The sequence below is a fragment of the Nocardia sp. NPDC102475 genome, assembly GCF_055584605.1.
The window spans coordinates 25,747-49,373 of record NZ_JBVJLS010000008.1 but is presented as its reverse complement, the minus strand read 5'-3'; the positions used below and the strand labels follow the sequence as shown (position 1 = coordinate 49,373).

Annotated in this window: 12 protein-coding genes; 11 read left to right on the top strand and 1 reads right to left on the bottom strand. The window is 66.4% G+C overall.

The features are described from left to right. Positions 1–33 precede the first annotated feature (33 nt). The 11 genes from ACZ60G_RS16445 to ACZ60G_RS16395 all read left to right on the top strand — a co-directional run bounded on the left by ACZ60G_RS16445 (position 34) and on the right by ACZ60G_RS16395 (position 22,530). Positions 34–969 (top strand): methionyl-tRNA formyltransferase, encoded by a 936-nt coding sequence (locus ACZ60G_RS16445; RefSeq protein WP_465810949.1) that lies wholly within the window; start codon positions 34–36, stop codon positions 967–969. Between the two features lie 189 nt (positions 970–1,158). Beyond that, positions 1,159–1,950, top strand: a complete 792-nt coding sequence (locus tag ACZ60G_RS16440) for a thioesterase II family protein (protein WP_465810948.1) — start codon at positions 1,159–1,161, stop codon at positions 1,948–1,950. Then, a complete protein-coding gene (locus tag ACZ60G_RS16435) occupies positions 1,947–3,263 on the top strand; it encodes a beta-ketoacyl [acyl carrier protein] synthase domain-containing protein (protein WP_465810947.1) in 1,317 nt (438 codons plus the stop codon). Before ACZ60G_RS16440 ends, ACZ60G_RS16435 begins: the two co-directional genes overlap by 4 nt. Then, complete coding sequence (nbtC, locus tag ACZ60G_RS16430) at positions 3,256–6,351, top strand: nocobactin polyketide synthase NbtC (protein ID WP_465810946.1); 3,096 nt, start codon at positions 3,256–3,258, stop codon at positions 6,349–6,351. Before ACZ60G_RS16435 ends, nbtC begins: the two co-directional genes overlap by 8 nt. Positions 6,352–6,365: 14 nt before the next feature. Next, entirely contained in the window at positions 6,366–12,359 is a 5,994-nt protein-coding gene (locus ACZ60G_RS16425) for an amino acid adenylation domain-containing protein (RefSeq protein ID WP_465810945.1), read from the top strand. A gap of 70 nt (positions 12,360–12,429) precedes the next feature. After that, a complete protein-coding gene (locus tag ACZ60G_RS16420) occupies positions 12,430–17,088 on the top strand; it encodes an amino acid adenylation domain-containing protein (RefSeq protein ID WP_465810944.1) in 4,659 nt (1,552 codons plus the stop codon). Further along, positions 17,085–18,041, top strand: coding sequence for an ATP-binding cassette domain-containing protein (locus tag ACZ60G_RS16415; protein ID WP_465810943.1), 957 nt, complete (start codon positions 17,085–17,087; stop codon positions 18,039–18,041). The genes ACZ60G_RS16420 and ACZ60G_RS16415 overlap by 4 nt, the downstream gene beginning before the upstream one ends. After that, positions 18,038–18,802 carry an ABC transporter permease gene (locus tag ACZ60G_RS16410; protein ID WP_465810942.1) on the top strand — a complete coding sequence of 255 codons (765 nt, stop codon included), beginning with the start codon at positions 18,038–18,040 and terminating at the stop codon, positions 18,800–18,802. The genes ACZ60G_RS16415 and ACZ60G_RS16410 overlap by 4 nt, the downstream gene beginning before the upstream one ends. Beyond that, positions 18,799–19,563 (top strand): ABC transporter permease, encoded by a 765-nt coding sequence (locus tag ACZ60G_RS16405; RefSeq protein ID WP_465810941.1) that lies wholly within the window; start codon positions 18,799–18,801, stop codon positions 19,561–19,563. Before ACZ60G_RS16410 ends, ACZ60G_RS16405 begins: the two co-directional genes overlap by 4 nt. A gap of 85 nt (positions 19,564–19,648) precedes the next feature. Then, positions 19,649–21,418, top strand: coding sequence for an MFS transporter (locus ACZ60G_RS16400; RefSeq protein ID WP_465810940.1), 1,770 nt, complete (start codon positions 19,649–19,651; stop codon positions 21,416–21,418). A gap of 44 nt (positions 21,419–21,462) precedes the next feature. Then, positions 21,463–22,530 carry an MAB_1171c family putative transporter gene (locus ACZ60G_RS16395; RefSeq protein ID WP_465810939.1) on the top strand — a complete coding sequence of 356 codons (1,068 nt, stop codon included), beginning with the start codon at positions 21,463–21,465 and terminating at the stop codon, positions 22,528–22,530. Between the two features lie 2 nt (positions 22,531–22,532). Here the strand turns inward: ACZ60G_RS16395 and ACZ60G_RS16390 are convergent, their stop codons facing one another. Beyond that, positions 22,533–23,516 (bottom strand): ABC transporter substrate-binding protein, encoded by a 984-nt coding sequence (locus ACZ60G_RS16390; RefSeq protein ID WP_465810938.1) that lies wholly within the window; start codon positions 23,514–23,516, stop codon positions 22,533–22,535. Positions 23,517–23,627 lie beyond the last annotated feature (111 nt).

The window sequence follows — 23,627 nt, the reverse complement described above, 5'->3', positions numbered from 1 at the left end:
GGATATCCCCGAATACATCTACGTGAGGTTTTCATGCGCATCGTCTCGTTCGGCTTCCAGACCTGGGGCCGCAAAACCCTGCAGGCACTGATCGATTCGGAGCACGAGGTCGTGCTCGCGGTCACCCATCCGGTCAGTGCGGACTCCTACAAGGGGATCTGGTCGGATTCGGTCGAGGACCTCGCCCGCGAGTACGCCATCCCGGTGCATCTGACCGAACGGGCCGATGCCGAAACCATCGACCTGGTGAAGCGGGCCGAACCGGATGTCATCGTGGTGAACAGTTGGTACACCTGGATGCCCGCCGAGCTCTACAACCTGCCCCCGCACGGCACCCTGAACCTGCACGATTCGCTGCTGCCCAAGTTCACCGGCTTCTCCCCTGTGCTCTGGGCGCTGATCAGCGGTGAGTCCGAGACCGGCCTGACCGTGCATCGGATGGACGAGGGCTTGGACACCGGCGACATTCTGGTGCAACGCGCATTGCCGATCGGCCCCACCGATACCGGCACCGAATTGGTCTTGCGCGGTATGGAACTCATCCCCGGCGCGCTGCAGGAAGCGCTGCACGTCCTGGAATCCGGTACCGCGCAATGGAAGCCGCAGCGCAAATCCGAGCGCACCTACTTCCACAAGCGTTCCGAGCGGGACAGCCGCATCGACTGGACCTGGTCCGCTGTCGATCTCGAGCGTTTCGTGCGCGCGCTGTCCGAGCCGTATCCGCGCGCGTTCACCTACTACCGCGGTGAGCGGATCGAGGTGCTCGAGGCGGTGGTCTCGGAGGCGCGCTATGGAGGCACGCCCGGCCGGGTGATCGTGCAGGAGGGCGGCGGCGCGGTGGTCTGTGGCACGGAGGCGCATCGGGGGCGCAATCGCGGCTTGGTGCTCACCCGGATTCGCGCCGCGGACGGTACCGAACATTCGGCCGCGGAATTCTTCACGCGCGGTGGCTATCTCACCGACCAGTGAAGCGAAACCACAGGGGAGTCAGCCCGAACCAGTAGACTTGTTAGGGTAGGCTACGCTAATATCGGGCGACCGTTCAGAAGTAACCAGACAGTGCAGCGTGCCGGGGGGTGTTGTACGCCGCCGATCGAATGACGCTGCCTGGCGCGACCATTGCGCCGGGACGTCCGGCGGAAGCGCAGGAGTCAAGAAATGCCAGCAAATCTCGGATGGATCCGGCAATTCCACCAGCCCCGCTCCACCGCTAGCGACTGCTCGCAGGTCGCTCGAAACGGCACAGCACGCCCGCCATTGTTGATCTGCCCGCACGCGGGTAGCGGCGCGTCCACCTATCGCGCGTTCTCGAAGGTGCTCAGCGAACACTTCAATGTGCTGATCTTCCAGTACCCGGGCCGTCAGGACCGGGCCCGCGAGGCGGCGCTCGCCACGCTGCCCGAACTGGCCGCCGGTGCGTTCGCGGAATTCTGGACCTCCGAACACAATCGCGGCCTGCCGCTGACGGTCTTCGGCCACAGCATGGGCGCGATGGTGGCCTTCGAACTGGTGCGCATTGCCGAGGCGGCCGGACTCGAGGTGCGACTGCTCGCCCCATCCGCCGCGGTTTCGCCGGGCCGGGCCGTCGACTTGCCGCCGCATCCGACCGAGGACGAGCAGATCCTCGACCACCTCGGCGCGCTGGAGGGCACCGGTGCCGATGTGCTCGGCAGCCGCGAGCTCATGCGGATGGCGCTGCCGGTGGTGAAGGCCGATTACCGTGCCTTCGATTCCTATACCTGCCCGGTGGATGTCCAGGTGCGGGCCAAGATTCACGTGCTCGGCGGTGCCGAAGACACTTTCATCACGCCGCGTGAGCTGTACGGCTGGTCCAACCACAGCGCGCAGGAGATCGACGTCACCATCTTCGACGGCGGGCATTTCTATCTGAACGACAATGCCGCTGGTGTCGCGGAACTGCTCGCACCCGAACTGGATCGCGTCGGATGAGTACCGAAATGGGTCCGATCGTCATCTCCGGTATGGCCGTCGAGGCGCCGGGCGGCATCGAGACGCTGCCCGACTTCTGGTCGGCGCTGGCCGAAGCCCGCGAACTCATCGGACCGTTCCCGCGCAATCGCGAATGGCCGATCGAGGAGTTGCTCGCGCTGCACCGCACCGAAGGCTGGAGCCGGGTCGCCGATGCCGGTGGTTTCCTGTCGGAGGCAACCGAATTCGATCCGATGTTCTTCGGCATCACCCCGCGCGAGGCCATTTCGATGGATCCGCAGCAGCGGGTCGCGCTGCGGGTGGCGTGGCGGGCGCTGGAGAACGCGGGCATCAATCCGGGCGCGCTGGACGGCACCGAGGTCGGCTGCTTTATGGGCGCGTCCATCAATGAATACGGGCCGCAGTCCGGTGTGGTCACCGAGTACTCCGGATACCGCGCCACCGGGACCGCCCTCGGCGCGGTGGCAGGTCGGATTTCGCACAGTCTCGGACTGACCGGGCCGTCGCTGACCACCGATACCGCGTGCGCATCGTCGCTGACCGCATTGCACCTGGCTGCCAACGCCGTGCGTGCCGGTGAATGTGACTGGGCGCTGGCCGGTGGCGTTTGTGTCATGGGCTCGCCCGCGGCATTTTTCGAGTTCTCCAAGAACAACGCACTCGCCGTCGACGGACACTGCCGCTCCTATGCCGCCGATGCGACCGGCACACTGTGGGGTGAGGGCGCCGGTGTGGTCGTCGTGGAACACGAGTCGCGCGCACGCGAACTCGGCCATCTGATCTATGGCCGCGTGCTCGCCACCCGGGTCAATCACAACGGCAAGGGCGCGCCGCTCGCGGTACCCAGCGCGACGGCACAGCAGCGACTGATCGAGAAGACCTTGGCGGCGGCCGGAATTCGGCCGGACGACGTCGGCCTGATCGAGGGGCACGGCACCGGGACACCGGTCGGCGACCCGCTCGAGCTCACCGCCCTCGCACAGTCCTATGGCGGTGTCGACCGCGGCACCGACGGTCCGCGACTCGGCTCGGTGAAGTCGAATATGGGTCACGCACAGGCCGCCTCGGGGGTGCTCGGCCTGATCAAGGTGCTGCTGAGCGGCGCGAACGGTCAGATCGCGCCGAGCCTCCATGCGGACAACCCGACCACCGAGGTGGATTGGGACGCGACCAGCCTGCGGTTGGCCACGAAACTCGACCCCTGGGACCCGATCGACGGCGTCCGCTACGGCGCCGTCTCCTCGTTCGGCGTCGCCGGCACCAATGCGCACGCGATCTTGGCCATGCCCGTGCTGGAGGATATCGATGCCTGATTACCGACTACCGGACGGCACCGTCCCGGTGCTGCTGTCTTCCGATACGGCCGACGGACTGCGCGGCGAGGCGGCCGCCATCCTGGGATATCTGGAGCGGCATCCCGGCGTGACCCCGGATCGCGTGGCGGACATGCTGTTTCGCACCCGGGTCGCGCGCCGCCGTCGGGCACTTGCCATGGTCGACAACCGCGACGGATTGCTCGATGCGTTGCGAGCGATCGTCGCCGGTGCCGAGCATCCCGCGGTCGTGGTGACCGATGGCGTCGCCACCGCGCGCGGCATCGGATTCGTCTTCCCCGGACAGGGCAGTCAGCGGCCGGGCATGGGCAAACTCTGCTACGAGATCTCCCCGACGTTCCGTCGCGCGGTCGATGATTGCACCGCGATCTTCGAGGAGCGCTTCGGGCACCGCGAGCCGCTGCACTATCTGCTCGGCGACGAGGGACAGTTCGAGGATCACGTGCGGGTGCTCCAACCTGCGCTGATGTTCCAGATGTACGCGTTCGCCGCCATGTGGCGCGCGGCCGGTGTCGAGCCCGCCGCGACCATCGGACACAGCCAGGGCGAGCTGGCCGCCGGTGCGGTCTCCGGAGTTATGACGCTGCGGGATTCGGTGCTCGCGGTGACGCATCGGGCCCTGGCCGTCGATCAGCTTTCACCGCGCGGCTATTCGATGGCGGTGCTGGGGATGGACCGCGACCAGTGCGAGGCGCTGCTGGCCAGGCACTCCGGCTGGGCCGAGCTCTCGGTGGTCAATTCGGCGCATATCCTGGCCATTTCGGGCGACCGCGAGACCATTGTCGATATGGTGGCGACCGCGACCGCGCGCGGTCAGTTCGCCAGGGAGATCCGCGTCGCGTATCCGGCGCACACCTCGGTGGTCAGCGAGTACCGGGAGGGACTGGAAGCGGCGCTCGGCGACGAAATGAGCGGGCCGAACTTCATCGCGACCGAAATCCCTTGCTACGGCGCGACACTCGGCACCACCATCACGCCCGACCTGCGGCACGACCAGTACTGGTATTGGAATCTGCGCAACCGGGTGCGGTTCGACCGGGCCATCACGGCGGCCACCGCCGACGTCGACACCTTCGTCGAGATGTCGGAACATCCGATGCTGCAGTTGGCCATTCAGGAGAACCTGAGCACGGTGCGTCCGGACCCCGCTCGCCCGCAGCAGGACTTCCGGGTGATCGGCACCTCGCTGCGCACTGCGGCGGGACTCGGCGAGTTCACCCGCAATCTGGCGACCGTCGCGGTGCACGACCTCAATTATCGATGGGATGCGCTGCGGGTCGAATCCGATTCGGACACAGCGCGTTTGCCGCTACGCGACTTCCCCAACACGGTGCTGAATCCGCAGCGACTGTGGGCGCACTACCGCACCGAGACTTCCGCGCCGGTCGCCCCCGAGCACACCGCGACCCGGCTGGCGGAGCAGTGGGTGCGGCTCGAGCGTCGCTCGCTGGTTTCGCCGCGCACAATGCTTGTCGTCGATCACACCGGTAAGTGCGCCGAACTCGTGGCGGCGCTGTGCACCGCCGCCTTCAACCACGGTGGTGGTGCGACCGTTTACGATCCCGACCAGCCCGCCGACACTGCCGACTACGACTCGATCGTCGTGCTGCTGCCGGAGTTGCCGGATCTGGACGGGCCCGCCGCGGTCGCGGAACTGGCGCGGTTCTATGACGCGCGCTGGCTGCCCGCGCTCGACGCCACGGTCACCGACTGCTGGTTGGTGACCGTCGGCGGTGAAGCCGCGGTCGCCGACGATCCGGCACCGCATCTGTTCCACGGCGCGGTCTCCGCCGGATTCCGCTGCATCGGCCTGGAAAATATCGGCACCGCCTTCCGGCACCTCGATCTCGACACCGCCGATGCGGGGCAGGCCGCCAAGATCGTGCGCGCACTGCATGCCAAGGACGAACCGCAGCTGGCACTGCGCGCGAGCGGGCTCTATGCCAAGCGGCTCGAGGTAGAACTCGAACCGTCTGCCGGAGTTCCGGATGATGCGGAGCTCGAGCACGTCGTCATCGTCGGCGGGACCGGCACGCTCGGACTGAAGTTCGCCGAGTACTTCGCCGGTCGTGGCGCGCGGCGGATCACGCTGCTCAGCCGGTCCGGTGAAACCGATTCCGTCGCAGGCCGTTTGCGGGTCGTCCGAGAGATCGGCACCGCCGAAGTCGCGGTTGTCGCGTGCGATGTCAGCGACGAAGCCAGCGTGCGTGAGCTCGCCGTCGCACTGGCCGACACACCGGCGACCATGCTGGTGCATGCCGCGGTGAACTATGTGCGTGCCGAGCTGGCCGATGTGACGGCCGAGAAGCTGTTCGAGATGGCGGCATCGAAGATCTTCGGCACCGACCATCTGCTGCGGCTGCTGCCGCTGGCCGCGGATGCGCGGATCGTCATCTGCTCGTCCGCGGCGGCCACCTTCGGCGGTCGCGGGCAGATTCTCTACGCCACCGTCAACCGCATGCTCGATGTGCTGGCCATGCGCCTGCGTGCGGCGGGCACGAATGCCGTCGCGATGCAATGGGGTATCTGGGATCTCGAAGGGCCACTGCACGTGGTCGGCGTGGATCGAATCGCGGCCGCGGGCGGCCAGTCCATGGACCCGCGCGACGCACTCGCCATCGGTTTCACCGAGCACGCCGAAATCGGACGGCCCGGCAATCGCATTGTGATGGCGGCCGATTGGTCGCAGTTGAACGACATCATCTCGGCGGTCGGCTGGGGCCCGCTGCTCGCCGATGTGCTCGCGCGAGTGGAACCGGCCCCGCCGCAAATCGAGCCCGTCGCCGTCGCTCCCGCCGTCGGGGTCGTGCCGGAGGCGGTCGTGCCGTCCGCCGGTTCGCTGTCCGACCAGGTGCGCATCGAACTGGGCAAGGTGATGGGCGCAGACGGGCTCGACGCCATCGACAGCTCGGTGCCGCTGGTCGCACTCGGCCTGGATTCGCTGCAGGCATTGGACTTCCGCAAGCGGGTGCAGGCCGAACTGAACCGCGATCTTCCGGTGGCGGCCATTCTGGGCGGCGCGTCGTTGGACGACGTCGTGCGCCTGATGGCCGACAGCAACGTCTAGGCGAGGGATTGACGATGTCGAACAACGAGCTAGCCAGCGTGCTGGACCGCCGGAAGGCGCTGCTGCGCCGGCGTTTGGCCGAAAGTGGTCTGACCGCAACGACTTCCGAAAATGCGCCGATTCGAAGGTCGAAACCCGGTGAACGTCATCCACTTTCGGCCGGACAGCGGCGCATGTGGTTTCTGCAGACCCGCGATCGGGAGGACACCACCCTCAATATTTGTGTGGCCTACCGGCTGGCGGGTGCGCTCGACGAGGCGCGGCTGCGCGACGCGGTCGCGACCGTCGTAGACGGCCACGACATTCTGCGCACCACCTACGGGCTCGACGAGAACGGCGAGCCGTACCAAATCGTCCGTACCGACCTCGAACTGTCCTGGCAGGCTCACGATCTGACCGATCTGCCGGAAGCCGGGCGGTCGCGCAGGCTGGAGGTGCTGGCTCGCCGGGAATTCGGCCGACCGTTCGATCTTGCTACCGAGTCGCCGTTGCGCGTCAGCCTTGTGCGCACCGGTGCCGATGAATTCGCGCTGCTGTTGGTCGCGCATCACATCAGCTGGGATGACGACTCGTGGGCCGTCTTCTTCACCGAGCTCAATGCCGCCTACCGCGCCGAGTCCGTCCAGGCCGACCGCGCGCAATTCGTCGATGTCGCGGTCTGCGGCGATATCGCCGCCGACAATGACACTGCCGATATCGACTACTGGCGCGCAACCCTGCGCCCACTGCCGGAGTCCCTGGAACTGCCTGGTCCGGCCACGGTTGCCACAGTTGCGGTGAAGCAGTCCGATCGGTGCACCTTGCCACTGCCCGCGGAGCTCGTCGGCCGGGTTGAAGCCTTCGCGCGTGCGCACGGCGCCACCCCGTTCATGGTGTGGCTGGCCGCCTATGACGCGGTGATCCATCGCTACACCGCGGCAACGGATTTCCTGGTATCGGTCCCGGTGACCGTGCGCCGCGATGCCGCCGCCGAATCATTGATCGGCTACTTCGGCAATACGCTGCTGCTGCGCGCCACCATCGGCGCCGAGGACACCTTCGCCCGCTTCACCGAAACCATTCGCGACACCTGTGTCGGTGCCTTCGCACATCAGAATGTCGGCATCGATCGCGTCGTACGCGAGGCGAATCCGGATCGCGTCGGCGGCCGGGACGGATTGGAGCAGCTGGTCCGGCTCGGCTTCGGAGTGCGCAGGAGCGCACAGGGTTTCGATCTTCCGGGTGTCGAGGCGACGCTACTGGATCTCGGTAGTGCTGTGGCGCAGGTTCCGCTTGGACTGACCGTTGTCACGGAAGCCGATGGCGCCTATCTGGAGGCCGAGTACCGGATCGCCGATCTGGACCGGGCCCTGGTGGAACAGCTACTCGGCCACTACGTGCAGTTGCTGGACAGCGCGCTCGCGAATCCCGATCGCAGGCTCGGCGATATCGATATGCTCGGCGCGGCCGATCGTGCCGCGATTCTCGAACTGTCGCACGGCTCGATTGTCGAGGCCGAACCGACCACCATGGTCGCGCTCTTCGAAAACCAGGTCGCCGCAACGCCCGACGCGCTCGCCATCGTCGCCCCCGCCGAACGCGACACCGAACTCAGCTACGTCGAACTGAATCGGCGTGCTAATCGTTTGGCGCACTGGCTGATCGGGCGTGGCCTCGGGACCGAAGACATCATCGGGTTGCGGCTGTCGAATTCGGTGGAGTTCGTCGTCGCGGTGCTGGGTGTGCTCAAATCCGGTGCGGCCTACCTGCCCATCGATCCGGCCTACCCGGACGATCGCATCGACTACCTGGTCGAGGATGCCGCGCCCCGGCTGGTGCTCGGGCGGGCCGAACTGGATGCCGCCGAAACCGCGGCCGTGGAACTTCCGGAAACCGATCCTGTCGACACGGACCGGGTGCGGCCGCTGCTGCCCGGCCATCTGGCGTATGTCATCTACACCTCCGGGTCCACCGGAAAGCCCAAGGGCGTGCCGGTATCCCATGCCGCGATCGCCGAACATCTCGCTGGCTTCGTCGCGGAATGGAGTATGACCGCCGAGGACCGGCTGCTGCAGTCCTCCTCGGTGAGCTTCGATGCCTCCCTGCTCGATATCTTCGTGACCCTGACGCTCGGTGCCCGGCTGGTCATCCCGAAGCCCGATGCCTTCCGCGATATTCCGTATGTCGCCGAGTTGATCACCCGCTGCGGGGTCACCGTGCTGCATATGGTGCCGTCGATGTTGAGCACCTTCCTGCTGCTGCCGGAGGTGAGCGAATGGCGTGCGCTGCGGCATGTTCCGGTGGGCGGTGAGGCGCTGCCCGGTGAGGTGGCCGACAAGTTCGCCGGCGTCTTCGATGCCGAACTGCGCAATCACTACGGTCCGACCGAGGCCGTGGTGTGTGCGACGCATATGAATGTCGAAGGCCCGCAGGGCACGCGGATCGTGCCGATCGGTGTGCCGAATCAGAACGTCACGGTGTATCTGCTCGACGAGGCGCTGCAGTTGGTGCCATCGGGTGTGGTCGGTGAGATCTATTTGGGTGGAGCGCAATTGGCGCGCGGCTACCTGAATCGGCGCGGGCTGACGGCAGAGCGGTTCGTCGCCGATCCATTCGCGCCGGGCGCTCGGCTTTATCGGACCGGCGATCTCGCGCGGCGCAATGCCAATGGCGAGATCGAATTCGTCGGCCGGGCCGATGAGCAGGTCAAGCTGCGTGGTTTCCGGATCGAACTCGGCGAGGTCGAGGCGGCCATCGCGTCCTATCCGGGTGTAGGCCACTGTGTCGTCATCGCGGTCGACGATGCGGCGGTCGGTGCCATGCTGGCCGTGTATGTGGTTGCGGCCAACGGTCTTTCGGAGGCGACCCTCGATGTCGACGAGGTGCGCAGGCACGCCGCCGCGACGTTGCCGGAGTACATGGTGCCCAGTGCCTTCTCGGTGATCGATGAGATCCCGTTGACCGTGCACGGCAAACTCGACCGCCGCGCGCTGCCAGATCCGGAACGCGCCACTACACGCCGCTACCGGGAGCCGAGCACCGCCACCGAAATCCGGCTCGCGGGCCTGTTCGCGCAGATCTTCGGCCGCGAGCAGATCGGCGCGGACGATTCCTTCTTCGAACTCGGCGGGCATTCGCTGCTGGCCACCCGCCTGGTCGTGCGGATTCGCACCGAATTCGGCGTCGAGATCGATGTGCGGGCCCCGTTCGATACCCCGACTGTCGCGGGACTTGCCGCGCTCATCGACGCCACGCCTGCACAGGCCTGCGCTGCCGTGCACGCCTTGCTGAAACGTGCACGGCCCGAGCATATTCCGCTGTCCTATTCACAGCTCGCGCTGTGGTTCCAGCGCAAGCTGGAGGGGCCGAGTGCGATCGGCAATATTCCATTCGCGGTGCGGGTGGACGGTCCGCTGGATCTCGATGCGCTGACTGCCGCGCTCGGCGACGTCGTTGCCCGGCACGAGGTGCTGCGCACCGTCTTCCCCGAGAACGGCGGCGTGCCCTATCAATTGGTGCTGCCCACCGGGTCGATCGATGTGCCGGTAACGGAGCTGGACGATCCGGAGAAGTTGCGTGCGGAACTCGCGACGGCCGGTGGGCATTGCTTCGCCGTTGATACCGAGCTGCTGATTCGACCGCGAATCTTCGTGCTCGACGACAAGACCCACGTACTGTCGCTGCTCGTACATCATCTGGTGGCGGATCACTGGTCATTCCGAACGATTCTGGACGATCTGGCCACCGCCTACCGTGCGCGCACCGCAGGCGCTGCTCCGGACTGGACGCCCCTGGACGTGCAGTACGCCGACTATGCGCTGTGGCAGCGCGAGGTGGTCGAGACGCTCGGCACGCAGGTGGATTACTGGCGCGACACACTCGCCGGTCTGCCGGACGAGATCAATGTCGCCCTGGATCGCCCGCGTCCCGCCATTCTCGGCAAGAACGGACATGTGGTGCCGTTCGCGGTGCCCGCCGAATTGCGCGGCAAGCTGAAGACCCTCGCCGAGGCGAGCGGCGGCAGTGAATTCATGCTCTACCAGGCCGCGGTCGCGACTCTGCTGCACAAACTGGGTGCGGGTGTGGATATTCCGCTCGGCACGCCGATCGCGGGCCGGGTCGATCCGGCCGCCGCCGAGTTGGTCGGCCTGCTCGCCAATATGGTGGTGCTGCGCAATGACCTGTCCGGCGATCCGACGCTGCGGACCGTGCTGGAACGCTCCCGCGATACCGCACTCGGCGCGTACAGCAATCAGGACATCCCGATAGAACGCGTGGTCGACTCGCTGAATCCGGCGCGATCCCGGTCCAGGAACCCGCTGTTCCAGACCATGATGCACTTCCGCGAGGAGGACTGGGACGGTGCGGGTCAGGGTTTGGACGCGCACACCGCGCTGACGGTCTTGCCATTGGATTTCGACACCTCGCTGCTGGACCTCAGCATCAATTTCTTCGCGGGCTCCGACGGCGGCTTCGACGCCGGCGTCATCGTCAATGCCGATCTTTACGAGCCTGCGACCGGAGAGTTGTTCGCGCAGCGCATGCTTCGCGTACTGACGGCTTTCGCCGAAGCCCCCGACAGCACGGTGGGTGAGCTCGACATCATGCCCGCCGCCGAGCGGCAGCGGGTCCTAGGCGAATGGGCCACCGGTGTGGAGCTCTCCTGGACGCCGGGCATTGCCGAGTTGATCCGGCGTGGCCGCGGTGTTCCGGCCGATCGGATCGCCCTGCGCTGCGGTACCGAGACGCTCACTTACGGCGAGCTGTTCGAACAGCTCGATCGCGGGGGAGCGGCGCAAGTGCCCGATGGTGCTTCGGCGGCGGGGGTGGTGCGCAGGCTTGCCGCACTGGATGCGGTAGCGAATACCGGCGGGACCATTGCGGTTTCGCACGTTGTGCTCGACCGAGAGGCGCTGACGGCCGCGGTGGCCGGTCGGCGCGCCATAGCCGCCGATCGCCGTGGCGAATCGCTGGACCGGGCAATGGGTTCGGCGGATGTGCGACTCGTCGCCGCACCCTGGAAGGGGTCCGAGATCGAAGTCGAGTTGCTGGCCGCGCTCGCCGATGGGGCAACGCTGATCCTCACCACCGAACAGCAACGTACAGATCCGGTCGCGCTGGTCGAACTGATCGGCGCGCATTCGGTCACCCATGTGGTCGCCGAGCCCGTCACGCTGTCGCGGTTCGTGCAGACCGGCGTTTCGATGCTGCCGTCGGTGCGCAGCTGGGAGGTCGTCGGAACCGATTGGCCCGCAGCGCTTCCCGACCTGCTGCCCGCGCTCGCGGCCGGTTCGGTCGCCACCTTCGACTTCCGGATTCCGGAGTACGCGGGTGCGGTGGCACGTGGTGCGGTCGATGGCAGCGGACGCGCGCGACCCATTCCGGGGGCTCGGTTGCTGGTGCTGGATGCGGCCCTGCGACCGGTCGCGCCCGGCGTTGACGGCGATGTGTACGTCGGTGGTGCCGGACTTGCCCAGGGGCACGCCGAGGATTCGGCAGACGCGTTCATCGACGACCCGTACCTGCCGGGAGCCCGGTTGTTCCGCACGGAGCGGCGGGCGCGCTGGGATACCGCGGGGCGACTCGCGTTCCGGACCGATAGCGCGGGTGAAACCAGCACGGGCACAGCATCTTCCGATGTCGAGCACACCGAGACCGAACAGCAGCTCATCGCGATCCTCGAGGAACTGCTCGAGATCGAGGATGTCACCGCCGATGACGGCTTCTTCGCACTCGGCGGCGACAGCGTGATCTCCATCCAGTGGTCGGCTCGCGCCAATGAGCTCGGCCTCCCGCTGTCTCCGCAATTGGTATTCGAGCACCTGACCATCGCCGAACTCGCGGCCGCGGTAGACGACGCGGTAGCAGCCGGGGTGACTACGACCATCGGCGACACCTTCGGTACCGGTGGCGTGCAGGCCGAGCCCGAGGAGCCGACCGACAACCACCTGCACGCCGCGATGAGCGTGTCCGGCCTCGGCTCGGACGCGCTGGCCGCATTGGGTGCGGCATGGAAGCAGTCGCAATGAGGGGCGATTTCTTCCGAGCGGCGGACCCGACGAGGGGCGATTCGATGACCGTGGGTCGAAAGGCGTTGCGATGACTGTGGACCGGAGCGTCCCGGCCGAAATCGAGGATGTGCTCGCGCTCAGCCCGCTGCAGGAGGGGCTGTTCTCGTTGGCGCGGTTGGCCGCCGACGGGGTCGATCTGTACACGATGCAGTTCGTCATCGATATCGGCGGTCCGATCGACGTGCCGATGCTGCGCCGCAGCGCCGAGGCGATTCTGGAACGGCACGCCAATCTGCGGGCCGCGTTCTGGGATAGGGATCTACCCAAGCCGGTGCAGATCGTGCCGACCTGGGTGGATCTGCCCTGGTTCGAAATCGCCGCGCTACCCGCGGAATTCGATGCCATCGCCGAGGCCGACCGGCAGCAGCGGTTCGATCTCTCTCGCGGTCCGGCCCTGCGAATTACGCTGGTCACGCTGCCCGGCGAGCGGCACCGGGGGATGGCAGCCGACGGAGCATGCGGAGTCGGCGGGGTGGGTAGACACCGGGGGATGGCAGCCGACGGAGCTTGCGGAGTCGGCGGGGTGGGTAGACACCGGGGGATGGCAGCCGACGGAGCTTGCGGAGTCGGCGGGGTGGGTAGACACAGGATGATCGTGACCGCGCATCACATCCTGATGGACGGCTGGGCGGTCGCGGTGTTCTTCCGTGAGCTGATCGCGGTGTACGAGGCCGGGGGACAGGCGGATTCGCTGCCACCGGCGCGGCCGTACCGCGACTACATAGGCTGGCTTGCCGCGCAGGACACCGCCGCCATCACCCGCAGCTGGACCGAATACCTCGCGCCGCTGAGTGGTCCGCTCATGCTGGCCGCCGGTACGGCAACCGAAGTCGGTACGGCGATTCCGCGCCGCAGCCGATTCAGCTTGGACAATGCCGAAACCGCGCGGCTGGTGCAATGGGCACGGGCGAACGGCCTGACTCCCAATACCGTTGTGCAGTATGCCTTGGCCGTCGTCCTCGGCAGGCTCACCGATCGACGCGATGTCGTATTCGGCACCACCATTTCCGGCCGTCCGGATGCGCTGCCCGGCGTCGAGACGATGATCGGGCTGTTCATCAATACCGTGCCCGCGCGCGTCCTTATCGACCGGACCAGCACCGTCGCCCAGCAATGCGCGCAGCTGCAGCGCGAATCGGCGGCCATGCGGGATGCGGGATATGTGAGCCTGTCGACCATTCAGCGCGCGGCGGGGCACGGTGCGCTGTTCGACGTGCTGTTCGTCTTCGAGAACGCACCCATCGGCGCGGCCACCGATCCGATCGTCACCGCGAACGGCACCCGCTTCCTGCCGGTGGCCATGGAAAGCCTGGTGCACTACCCGCTTTCGGTGGTGTCTCATCTGAACGACGGCACGCTCGTCGTGATGCTCGAGGCGATTGCCGAAGCCCTGCCGCACTTCCCGGTCGGCGATATCGGCCAGCGGATCCTGTCTGTACTGCGCCAACTGCCCGATCATGGCGATTCGAGCCCCGATGCGCTGGACCTGTTGCTCGCCGATGAGAAGGTCGTCGTTGTCGAGAAGCAGGTCGCCGCGAATGGCACGGCTTACGAGCTCTTCCTGAACCAGGTCGCCCACAGCCCGGATGCGATCGCAGTGAGCACCGGTTCGGATCGCTACACCTACCGTGAATTGCGCGCAGCTGCTGGACAACTGGCGAATGAGCTGATCGCCAACGGTATCTGCCCGGAAACCGTTGTCGCCCTTGCGCTACCGCGATCGGCCCAGTCCATCATCGCCATTCTCGCTGTACTGGAAGCAGGCGGAGCCTATGTGCCGGTGGACATCTCGGCACCCGCCGCACGCGTCGAATCCATCTTGCGACAAGCCGATCCGAAACTCATTCTGACGGTTGGGGAGTCCGCGAACCTGCTCGGCGAGACCACACGCCCGGTCCTGCTACTCGACGACCCCACCGTCGCGGAGCGAATCGCGAACCACCCCATCCGGCCCTACCGCCCGGTCGCCCCGCAGACGGCCGCCTACCTCATCTTCACCTCCGGCTCGACCGGCGAACCCAAGGGCGTCATCGGCACCCACGCCGCTCTGACCAGCTACTTCACCGACCACCGCGACCGTGTCTACCGCCCTGCGGTGGCCCGGCTCGGCCGCCGACTGCGCATCGCACACGCCTGGTCGCTGAGCTTCGATGCCTCCTGGCAGCCGATGATCGGCCTGTTCGACGGCCACGCCGTCCACCTGTTCGATGAGACCGAAATGCGCGATGCGCAGGGCCTCGTCGACGGCATCGTCCGGCACGAGATCGACATGATCGACACCTCGCCGTCCATGTTCACCCAGCTCTCGGCCGCCGGTCTGGTGGACGGTGAGCGACTGACCGTGCTCGCCCTCGGCGGCGAGGCCATCGGTGCGCCCATGTGGGAGCAATTGCGCGCGCTGCCGGGCACCGCGGTCTACAACTGCTACGGCCCCACCGAAACCACCGTCGAGGCGGTGGTTGCGACGGTGAATACCGGTCGCAACGAGCCTGGCAATGCCCAGCCCACCATCGGCGGACCGGTGGATCGCATGTCCGGCTATGTCTTCGATGCCATGCTGCGGCCGGTGCCGCGCGGTGTCGTCGGTGAGCTGTACTTGTCCGGCGCTCAGGTGGCACGCGGCTATATCGGTAAGGCCGCCATCACCGCGGATCGCTTTGTGGCCGACCCCTTCCGACCCGGTGTTCGCATGTACCGCACCGGTGATCTGGTGCGGCAGTTACCGAATGGCGATCTCGCCTATCTCGGCCGCGCCGACGACCAGGTCAAGATTCGCGGCTACCGAATCGAAATCGGCGATATCGAAACGGCTTTGCTGCAGCTACCGCAGGTTCGTGCGGGCGCTGTGTTGGTTGTGCAGCGGCCGAGCGGCCCGAGTCTGGTCGCCTTCGCGGTCAGTGCTGATTCGGCCACCTTGCGTGCCCGTCTTGCGGAGCGCCTGCCTGCGTATATGGTTCCGGCGCGGGTCATTGCGCTGCCCGAACTGCCGGTCACCCCCAACGGCAAGCTCGATGTCCGAGCGCTGAACGCGCTGGCGCTGGAGGCCCTACAGGGCTCCGCCCAGCGCACCCTGCCGAGCACCGATACCGAGCGGACCCTGTGCCGCGCGCTCGCCGAGGCACTGGGCGGTACCCCCGGCATCGATGACGACTTCATCGAACTCGGCATGGACAGCATTGTCGCCATCTCCCTGGTGAACGCGGTGCGACGCGCCGGACTCTCGGTCAGCCCGTCCATGGTCATGACCAACCCCACCGTCCGCGATCTGGCCGCCGCCATCGATTCCCGTGCGGCACAACAGGAGAACAGCCCGGCCGAGATCGGCGAGGTACTCCCGACGCCGATCATGTCCTGGATGTACGAGTACGGCTGCTTCCGCAGGCTCGCACTTTCGACGCTGGTATCGCTGCCCGCCGAAGTGGATCGGGCACAGTTGGAAGCGGTGCTACAGGCGCTACTCGACGGTCACGACATGCTGCGCGGCCAGCTGTCGACGACCGGAAACAGGTTCGAAACCAGAGCGCCGGGCAGCGTGCGGGCCGCCGATATCCTGTACGAGGTCCGGGTATCCGGTGACTTCGGCACCGCACTCGATAAGCATGCACGAGCGGCGATCGATCGCATCGATCCGAAGATCGGCACCCTGATTCAGGCCGTCCGTTTCGAGGGCCCCGATGTGCTGCTGCTGTCGATCCACCATCTCGCGGTGGATCCCGTCTCCTGGCACATCATCCTCGCGGATCTGGCCGATGCATGGTCACAAGTCGTGGCGAGGCAAACCCCCAGTGTCGCACCAGAATTGACTGGATACCGCAGCTGGGCCGAACTGCTCGACAAGCGCCGCAGCGCACCGGAAGTATCAGCCCAACGCGACTTCTGGACCGACCAGCTGACCGGCCCCGATCCGGAACTCGGCCTGCGCCATCCGGATCCGACCCGCGACACCTGGTCCTCCTATCGCCTCACGCCGTCGTTCATGCCGACCGACACCACTCGCCGCATCCTCGACGGCCTCGGCAGTGACCTCGGCATGCACGAATTACTGCTCACCGCACTGACAATCGCGCTCACCACCTGGCGAGCCGAACGCAACCAGGACGGCTCCACCGGCGCACTGGTCGCCCTCGAGGGCCACGGCCGCGAAGATGCCACCGTCGGCAACGTCGACACATCGCGGACGGTCGGCTGGTTCACCACCGTGTACCCACTGCGCGTCGGCACGGGCTCGACACTCGACATCACCCGCGCCGAATCCGATTCGGCCGAAGCGGCAGGCTTGCTGAAAACTGTTGCAGCACAGCTCCACAGCATTCCGAACAGGGGCTTGGACTACGGCTTGCTCCGCTACGGCGATACCGAGCCGCACACAGATCCGCAGGTAATGCTCGACTACCTGGGCCGCATGGACCTCAGCGCAGGCGCATCAGGTCCATGGACCCCGATCACCGACCTCTCCCTGCACCAACGGCTTCCGGTCGCCCCCGAACCGGAGATGCCGCTGCGCTACGCGCTCGACCTCGTCGTCGCCGTCTACCCCGGCGCAGACGGACCCCAGTTGGCCACCCTGTTCCGCTGGAGCGACGCACTTTTCGACACCACCGAGATCGACCGTTTCGCCACCATCTGGCAGCGCTGCATCACCGCAGTGGCCGCCGCCATACCAAGCGCAATTCCGGGAGAACGATGAACGCGATCGAAAACGCCATCGTGGTCGAGGACGTCCGCAAGTCCTTCGGCGACGTCCACGCCGTGCGCGGCCTGAGCTTCTCGGCACCGGCCGGGAGTGTGCTCGGCGTACTCGGCCCGAACGGGGCGGGCAAGACCACCACGGTCTCCATCCTGTCCACGCTCACCAAGCCCGATGCGGGCCGCGCCCTGGTCGCGGGATACGACGTCGTGCGCGAGGCCGCGGACGTGCGGGCATCCATCATGCTCACCGGCCAGTACGCAGCCCTGGACGAGGTGCTGACCGGCCGGGAGAACCTCGTCCTGTTCGGCCGCCTGATGGGTCTGCGTCCGAAGCAGGCCAGGGTCCGCGCCACCGAACTGCTCGAACAGTTCGATCTCACCCAGGCGGCCGATCGTCGCGTCGGCGGCTACTCCGGCGGTATGCGCAGACGCATCGATATCGCCTGCGGGCTGGTGCGCCCGCCCAAGGTCGTCTTCCTCGACGAACCCACCACCGGCCTGGATCCGGTGAGCAGACAGGGCGTTTGGTCGCTGGTGCGCTCGCTCCAGGAACAGGGTGTGACGATCCTGCTCACCACGCAGTACCTCGAAGAGGCGGATGCGTTGAGCGACAACATCATCGTCATCGACAAGGGTCGCGTGATCGCCGAGGGCACCGCGGACGAACTCAAGGCCCGCTCGGGTTCGAGCTACTGCGAGGTCGTTCCGGTCGACGCGGGTGACGTGCCCGCCGTGGTCACCGCACTGGACGGACTCTGCGGGGTGACCGTCGCCGAATCCAAGGACCGGGTGTCGCTCCCCGCTCCCGACGGTGCCGCCACGCTGGCCGAGGCGCTGCGCCGCATTACCGAGGCCGGTATCGAAGTCATCGACATCGCCCTGCGCAGACCGTCACTCGACGAGGTCTTCATCAAGCTCACCACCGACGAACCCGGGTTGGTGACCGCATGACCGACTCAGTCTCCATTCCCGCCGGAATGCAGTGGACCGCGCTGAGCGGTCGCACCGTGCGCGCTGCGGTCCGCGAGGGTGATGTGCCCTTCGGTTTCGTCGCGCCGATGATCTTCTTCGTCTGTTTCTATGTCCCGCTGCGCAAGTCGATGGAGCAGACCGGTGCGGATTACGCCCAGTACCTGCTGCCGGTGATCGTGCTGCAGGGCATGTTCTTCACCGCCATGTCGGCGGCCGACCGCGCCGCCCGAGACACCTTCAGCGGCATGGGAACTCGCATGCGGTCCATGCCGGTCAAATCGTGGGTGCCGCTGGCCGCGCGGATGTCCGCGAATCTGGTTCGCGCGCTGGCCGGGCTCGCGGGAGCGCTGGTCATCGGCACGGCCTTCGGATTCCGATTCCACAGTGCGGCAGCTGCTCTCGTCTTCATCGCATTGTCCCTGGCCTTCGCCGTGGCACTGGTCATCGGTGCCGACACACTCGGCGTCGCCACGGGTAAGCCGGAAGTCGGTGCGTCCGCACTGCTGGCACCGCAACTGCTGCTCATCATGATGTCCACGGGTTTCGTTCCGGCCGAAGGCTTTCCGGGTTGGATCCAGCCTTTCGTCCGCAATCAGCCGGTATCCCAAGCCGCTGCTGCCCTGCGTGATCTCGCCAATGGCGAATACACCTCGGCCGTCGCCGTTGCGGTGGCCTGGATTCTCGGCCTGATCGTGGCGTTCGCCGCGATCTCGGTGTGGGTGGAAAGGCGACGGCCGTGAAAACACTGATCGACCAGAGCTTCGTCGAAATGGGCCGACTGCTGCGGCGCTGGCCACGCGAACAGGAGGTGCTGACCTCGACCGTGATTCTGCCGGTACTGCTGCTGTTGATGTACCAACTGGTGCTCCACAAATTCCTCAGCGCATCCTCCGGCGTGGACGCCATCTATGGCTTCGTCCCGATGATCGCGGTCACCGGCGCGATGTACGGCGCCATGGGGACCGGCCTTTCGCTCTACGCGGAACGGGAAAGCGGTCTGCTGCGGCGCATTTGGGTGCTGCCGGTGCACCGCGCGTCCGGACTGATCGGCAGACTGCTCGCCGAATGCGCACGCACGCTGATCGCGACGATCATCGTGGTCGCCCTCGGCGTCGCGCTCGGATTGCGATTCGAGCAGGGCTGGCTGGGTGTGCTCGGCGCGCTCGCCGTTCCGGTGCTGCTGATTCCCGGCTTCGCCACCATGGTGATCACGGTCGGCGTCAGCAAGGCGGGCGACAAGGTCGTGCAGTTGTTCTCGGCACTCGTGCTGCTCGGGATGTTCTTCAATTCCGGATTCGTACCGGTGGAGAACTACCCGGGTTGGCTGCAGCCGGTAGTTCGCGTCCAGCCGATGAGTTGCGCCATCGAGGCAATGCGCGGCTGCACGATCGGCGGCCCCATCGCCACCCCGCTGCTGCAGACCCTCGCCTGGTCCGTTGGGCTCGCCCTGGTCTTCGGCGCTTTCGCGGTACGCGGCTATCGCAAGGCCGCGGAGGGCTGAGCGGTTCACTGAGTGGGGCCCCGGCTTGATAGTTACATCGGCTAACTATATAGTTTCCTGAGGTAACAATCAGCAAGGGGCTGCCGTGACGATTCCATCCGCCGATCTCGATCTGGGTGATGTCCAGACCATTCGCCGCCGCCTGCGCTACGACCGGGATCACCCGCACTACAAATGGATCGTCCTGACCAACACCACCATTGGTGTGCTGCTCAGTGCGGTCAATGCCTCGATCGTGCTGATCTCGCTGCCCGCGATCTTCCGAGGTATCGGGCTGAATCCGCTGGAAGCGGGCAATGTCGGCTATCTGCTGTGGATGTTGATGGGCTATCTGCTCGTCACCGCGGTACTCGTGGTGATGTTCGGGCGGCTCGGCGATATCTTCGGCCGCGTCCGGATCTACAACCTCGGCTTCGCGGTCTTCGCGGTCACCTCGGTCGCGCTGTCCTTCGATCCGTTCCAGGGTGGTTCGGGCGCGATGTGGATCATCGTCTGGCGCGTGCTGCAGGGCATCGGCGGCGCCATGCTGACGGCCAATTCGACTGCCATCCTCACCGACGCCTTCCCGGCCAAACAGCGTGGTACCGCACTCGGCATCAATATGGTCGCCGCGGTCGCGGGCTCCTTCCTCGGCCTGATCATCGGCGGCGTGCTCTCGGAATGGGATTGGCGCGCGGTGTTCTGGGTCAGCGTGCCGATTGCCGTGATCGGTTCGATCTGGTCCTATCGCTCGCTGCACGAGGTGGGCATGCGCACCAAGGGCAAGGTCGACTGGGCGGGCACCATCACCTTCGGCCTCGGATTGACCGCACTGCTCACCGGCATCACCTACGGCATCCAGCCGCATGGCGGACATCCCACCGGCTGGTCCAACCCCTGGGTGCTCGGTTCGGTGTTCGGCGGCATCGCCCTGCTCGCGGCGTTCTGCGTGGTGGAGACCAAGGTCGCCGAGCCGATGTTCCATCTGTCGCTGTTCCGCAATCGCGCTTTCGGCCTCGGCAATTTCGCCAATCTGATGGTCTCGATCGGCCGCGGCGGTATGCAGTTCATGCTGATCATCTGGCTGCAGGGCATCTGGCTGCCGCTGCACGGCTACGACTACGAATCGACGCCGCTGTGGGCCGGTATCTATCTGTTGCCGCTGACCGTGGGATTCCTTGCCGCCGGACCGGTTTCGGGTTGGCTGTCGGACCGCTACGGATCGCGCCGGTTCACCACCGGCGGCGCGACGCTGGCCGGGCTCACCTTCCTGCTGCTGCTCGTCATCCCGGTCGACTTCGACTACTGGGTGTTCGCCGCGATCGTGCTGCTCAACGGCATCGGCTGCGGACTGTTCTTCTCACCGAACACCGCCGCCATCATGTCGAGCGTGCCCGCGTCCCAGCGCGGCGCGGCCTCCGGTATGCGCGGCACCCTGTTCAACGGCGGCAATGCGCTGTCGATGGGAATCTTCTTCTCGCTCATGGTCGTCGGCCTCGCCGCGAGCCTGCCCTCGGCACTCGACAGCGGTCTGCGCGCCCAGGGCGTATCCGCGGGGGCCGCGTCCCAACTCGCCGACCTGCCGCCCGTCGCGAGCATGTTCGCCGCCTTCCTCGGTTACAACCCGATCCAGGAATTGCTCGGCCCCAGCGGCGAATTGGCCAAGCCGGGCGTCAATGCGGACACCCTCACCGGTCAGGAGTTCTTCCCGCATCTGCTCACCGGACCGTTCCACTCGGGTCTGATCGTGGTGTTCTTCTCGGCCGCCCTGATGATGTTCCTGGCCGCCGCGGCCTCGTACTTCGCGGGCGACAAGTACGTCGAGGAGGAACTGGCCGAACTCGCCGAGGCCGACGAACTCGTCGCCGCGCGCTGAGTCACGGCTGGTGCGTGCCGCGCTCGGACTCTACTGTCTGGGCCATGAACTCGCTGCCGGTCGCGCCCGTGGTGGTGATCGTCGGATTCGTCGCGGCGATCACCATCGGCCGGTGGTTCCTGGTCGACGACACCCTCAGCGACCGGCTCATCAATCGCGCACTGGCCTGGGATCTGGTCGGTCTGCTCGTCTTCATCTGCGTCGGTCGGCTCGGTCGGGCTCATCTCGCGCTCGATCTGTTCACGATCTTCGGCGCGCTGGCGGTGGCGAATGTATTCGGATTCGCACGCTTGCTCGATGGCGGCGGGGACACGCGGACCGCGGTGCGGCGGCAGCGCACCTACGACGGGATCGCCGTGGCGGCCGGAGCTGTTGTGCTGGTCGGCATAGTGGTTGCGCCGCACCGAGATTGGGGGCTCACCGTCTGGTCGCTCACCGCGGTGCCGACCGCCTTGTCCGGCATGCTGATGACCCGAGCCTGCGTGCGGGAGTTGCGCACCGGTGGGATCACGGCGAAGGAACGACTGACCTACGGCGCACTGCTGCTCGTCGCCGGGTATGCCGCGAGCGCGACGGTGGTCTCGCTCGTGCGGATGGCCGCCGGCACTCGACCCGATGAGCAGGGGCTGATCTGGGAGATCGGAACCTACGCGACATTGGTCCTGCTCGCCGGTCTGATCGGAATCCCGCTGTGGAATGCGCTGCTGTTTCGGGCGGAGTTGGATCGGGCCGGTCGGTGCTGTCGCCGACTGCGCCCGCTGTGGCGGTCGCTCACCGATGCCGTACCCGAGGTGGTGCTGGCTCGGCCGAGTAGTGGCTCCACGTCACGGCTGTATCGGATGACGGTCGAAATCCGCGACGCCCTGGTGCAATTGCGGCCGTACGCACCGGATGTCGAGGCGCACACCGATATCCGCGAATACGCGCGGTGTATCGCGCGGGCCGTGCAGGCCAAAGCCGCTGGTGGGTCGCCCGCGACGGCCTCCGGTCGCGCCACTCCGGTCGACCTGCGCGACCGGACCGATGAACTCAGGTACCTGCTCGCTCTGGCCGCGGAATGGCCGAAGGCCCGCGCGCTGGTGCGTGCGGGCCTCGAATCTCCGGCGCGCTGAACCTATTTCGCCGCGTTGGCGAAGGCGGGCTCCAGCTTGTTCAACAGGTAGGGCACCGACAGTGCGGTCGGCTGGTTGACTGCGCTGATCTCCTGCACCGTGAGGAAGACCACCGAACCCTTCTTCACCGCGGGCAGATCGGTGTATCCGGGGAGCTGCCGGTACTTTTCGTCCATACCGGGGGAGTAGCCCGCGAGCAGCAGATCGGCGGTGAGCTCGTCGACCCGCTCCGGGGACAGCGCCAGCCTGCCCTGATTCGACGGCTGATCAGTGAGGTTCTTCGGGATGCTCAGTCCGAGCTGGGTGAAGATCTTGCTCGACCCGTCGTTGGGATCGGTCAGCACCATCAGCTGGGCCGGGCTGGCCAACCAGGTACTCGCGAAGGTCTTGCCCTTCAGACCCGGATCGGCCTGGCCGATGGACTCCACCTTCTTGTCCACATCGGCGATCACGCGCGACGCGTCGTCTTCCTTGTGCAGTACTTTGCCGAGCGTGGTCACCAGGTCCTGCCAAGGCTGGATCGAAGAGGAGGTGAGTGCGGGCAGCGTCGGGGCGACCTTGGACAGCTCGTCATAGGTCTTCTGGTCGGCCAGGAATCCGTCCACCAGAATGAGATCCGGCTCCAGCGCCGCGACCTGCTCGGCGATATTGCCGGTGGTATTCAAGGCTTTCGCCGATTCGAGCGACTTCGGTTCCCACGCCGGGGTGCTCTTGGATACCGAGGCGACATTGTCGACATAGCCGACCGGGGTCACGCCGAGCGCCAGCGTCGAATCCAGCCACTGATTCCCCAGCGTGACAATCTTTTTCGGGGTGCCATGCACCGTCGTCGTGCCGCGGGCGTGGTTGATGGTGACGGGTGCGCCACCGCCGGACCCCGCGTCGTCGCTCGACGACCCACAGGCGGCGATACCCAGGGTCAGCGCACCGGCCAGCGCGGCAATCGCCGCCCGCTTCCAGCCACGAGACGTCCGTACAGACTCCATCGACACCCTCTCCTTCATCGAGGAATTCCCCGACTCGGCTCCCTTCGAGCCGCAGCAGCAAAGGCCAGCCTAACCTACATTGATCGCCGAACCATCTTGGCTTGCTGGTTG

What these genes read in the sequence shown, in the direction of transcription:
- ACZ60G_RS16410 (WP_465810942.1), top strand. Translation starts at nt 18,038, where the DNA reads ATGACCGACTCAGTCTCCATTCCCGCCGGAATGCAGTGGACCGCGCTG.
- ACZ60G_RS16395 (WP_465810939.1), top strand. Translation starts at nt 21,463, where the DNA reads ATGAACTCGCTGCCGGTCGCGCCCGTGGTGGTGATCGTCGGATTCGTC.
- ACZ60G_RS16415 (WP_465810943.1), top strand. Translation starts at nt 17,085, where the DNA reads ATGAACGCGATCGAAAACGCCATCGTGGTCGAGGACGTCCGCAAGTCC.
- ACZ60G_RS16440 (WP_465810948.1), top strand. Translation starts at nt 1,159, where the DNA reads ATGCCAGCAAATCTCGGATGGATCCGGCAATTCCACCAGCCCCGCTCC.
- ACZ60G_RS16420 (WP_465810944.1), top strand. Translation starts at nt 12,430, where the DNA reads ATGACTGTGGACCGGAGCGTCCCGGCCGAAATCGAGGATGTGCTCGCG.
- nbtC (WP_465810946.1), top strand. Translation starts at nt 3,256, where the DNA reads ATGCCTGATTACCGACTACCGGACGGCACCGTCCCGGTGCTGCTGTCT.
- ACZ60G_RS16390 (WP_465810938.1), bottom strand. Translation starts at nt 23,516, where the DNA reads ATGGAGTCTGTACGGACGTCTCGTGGCTGGAAGCGGGCGGCGATTGCC.
- ACZ60G_RS16435 (WP_465810947.1), top strand. Translation starts at nt 1,947, where the DNA reads ATGAGTACCGAAATGGGTCCGATCGTCATCTCCGGTATGGCCGTCGAG.
- ACZ60G_RS16425 (WP_465810945.1), top strand. Translation starts at nt 6,366, where the DNA reads ATGTCGAACAACGAGCTAGCCAGCGTGCTGGACCGCCGGAAGGCGCTG.
- ACZ60G_RS16445 (WP_465810949.1), top strand. Translation starts at nt 34, where the DNA reads ATGCGCATCGTCTCGTTCGGCTTCCAGACCTGGGGCCGCAAAACCCTG.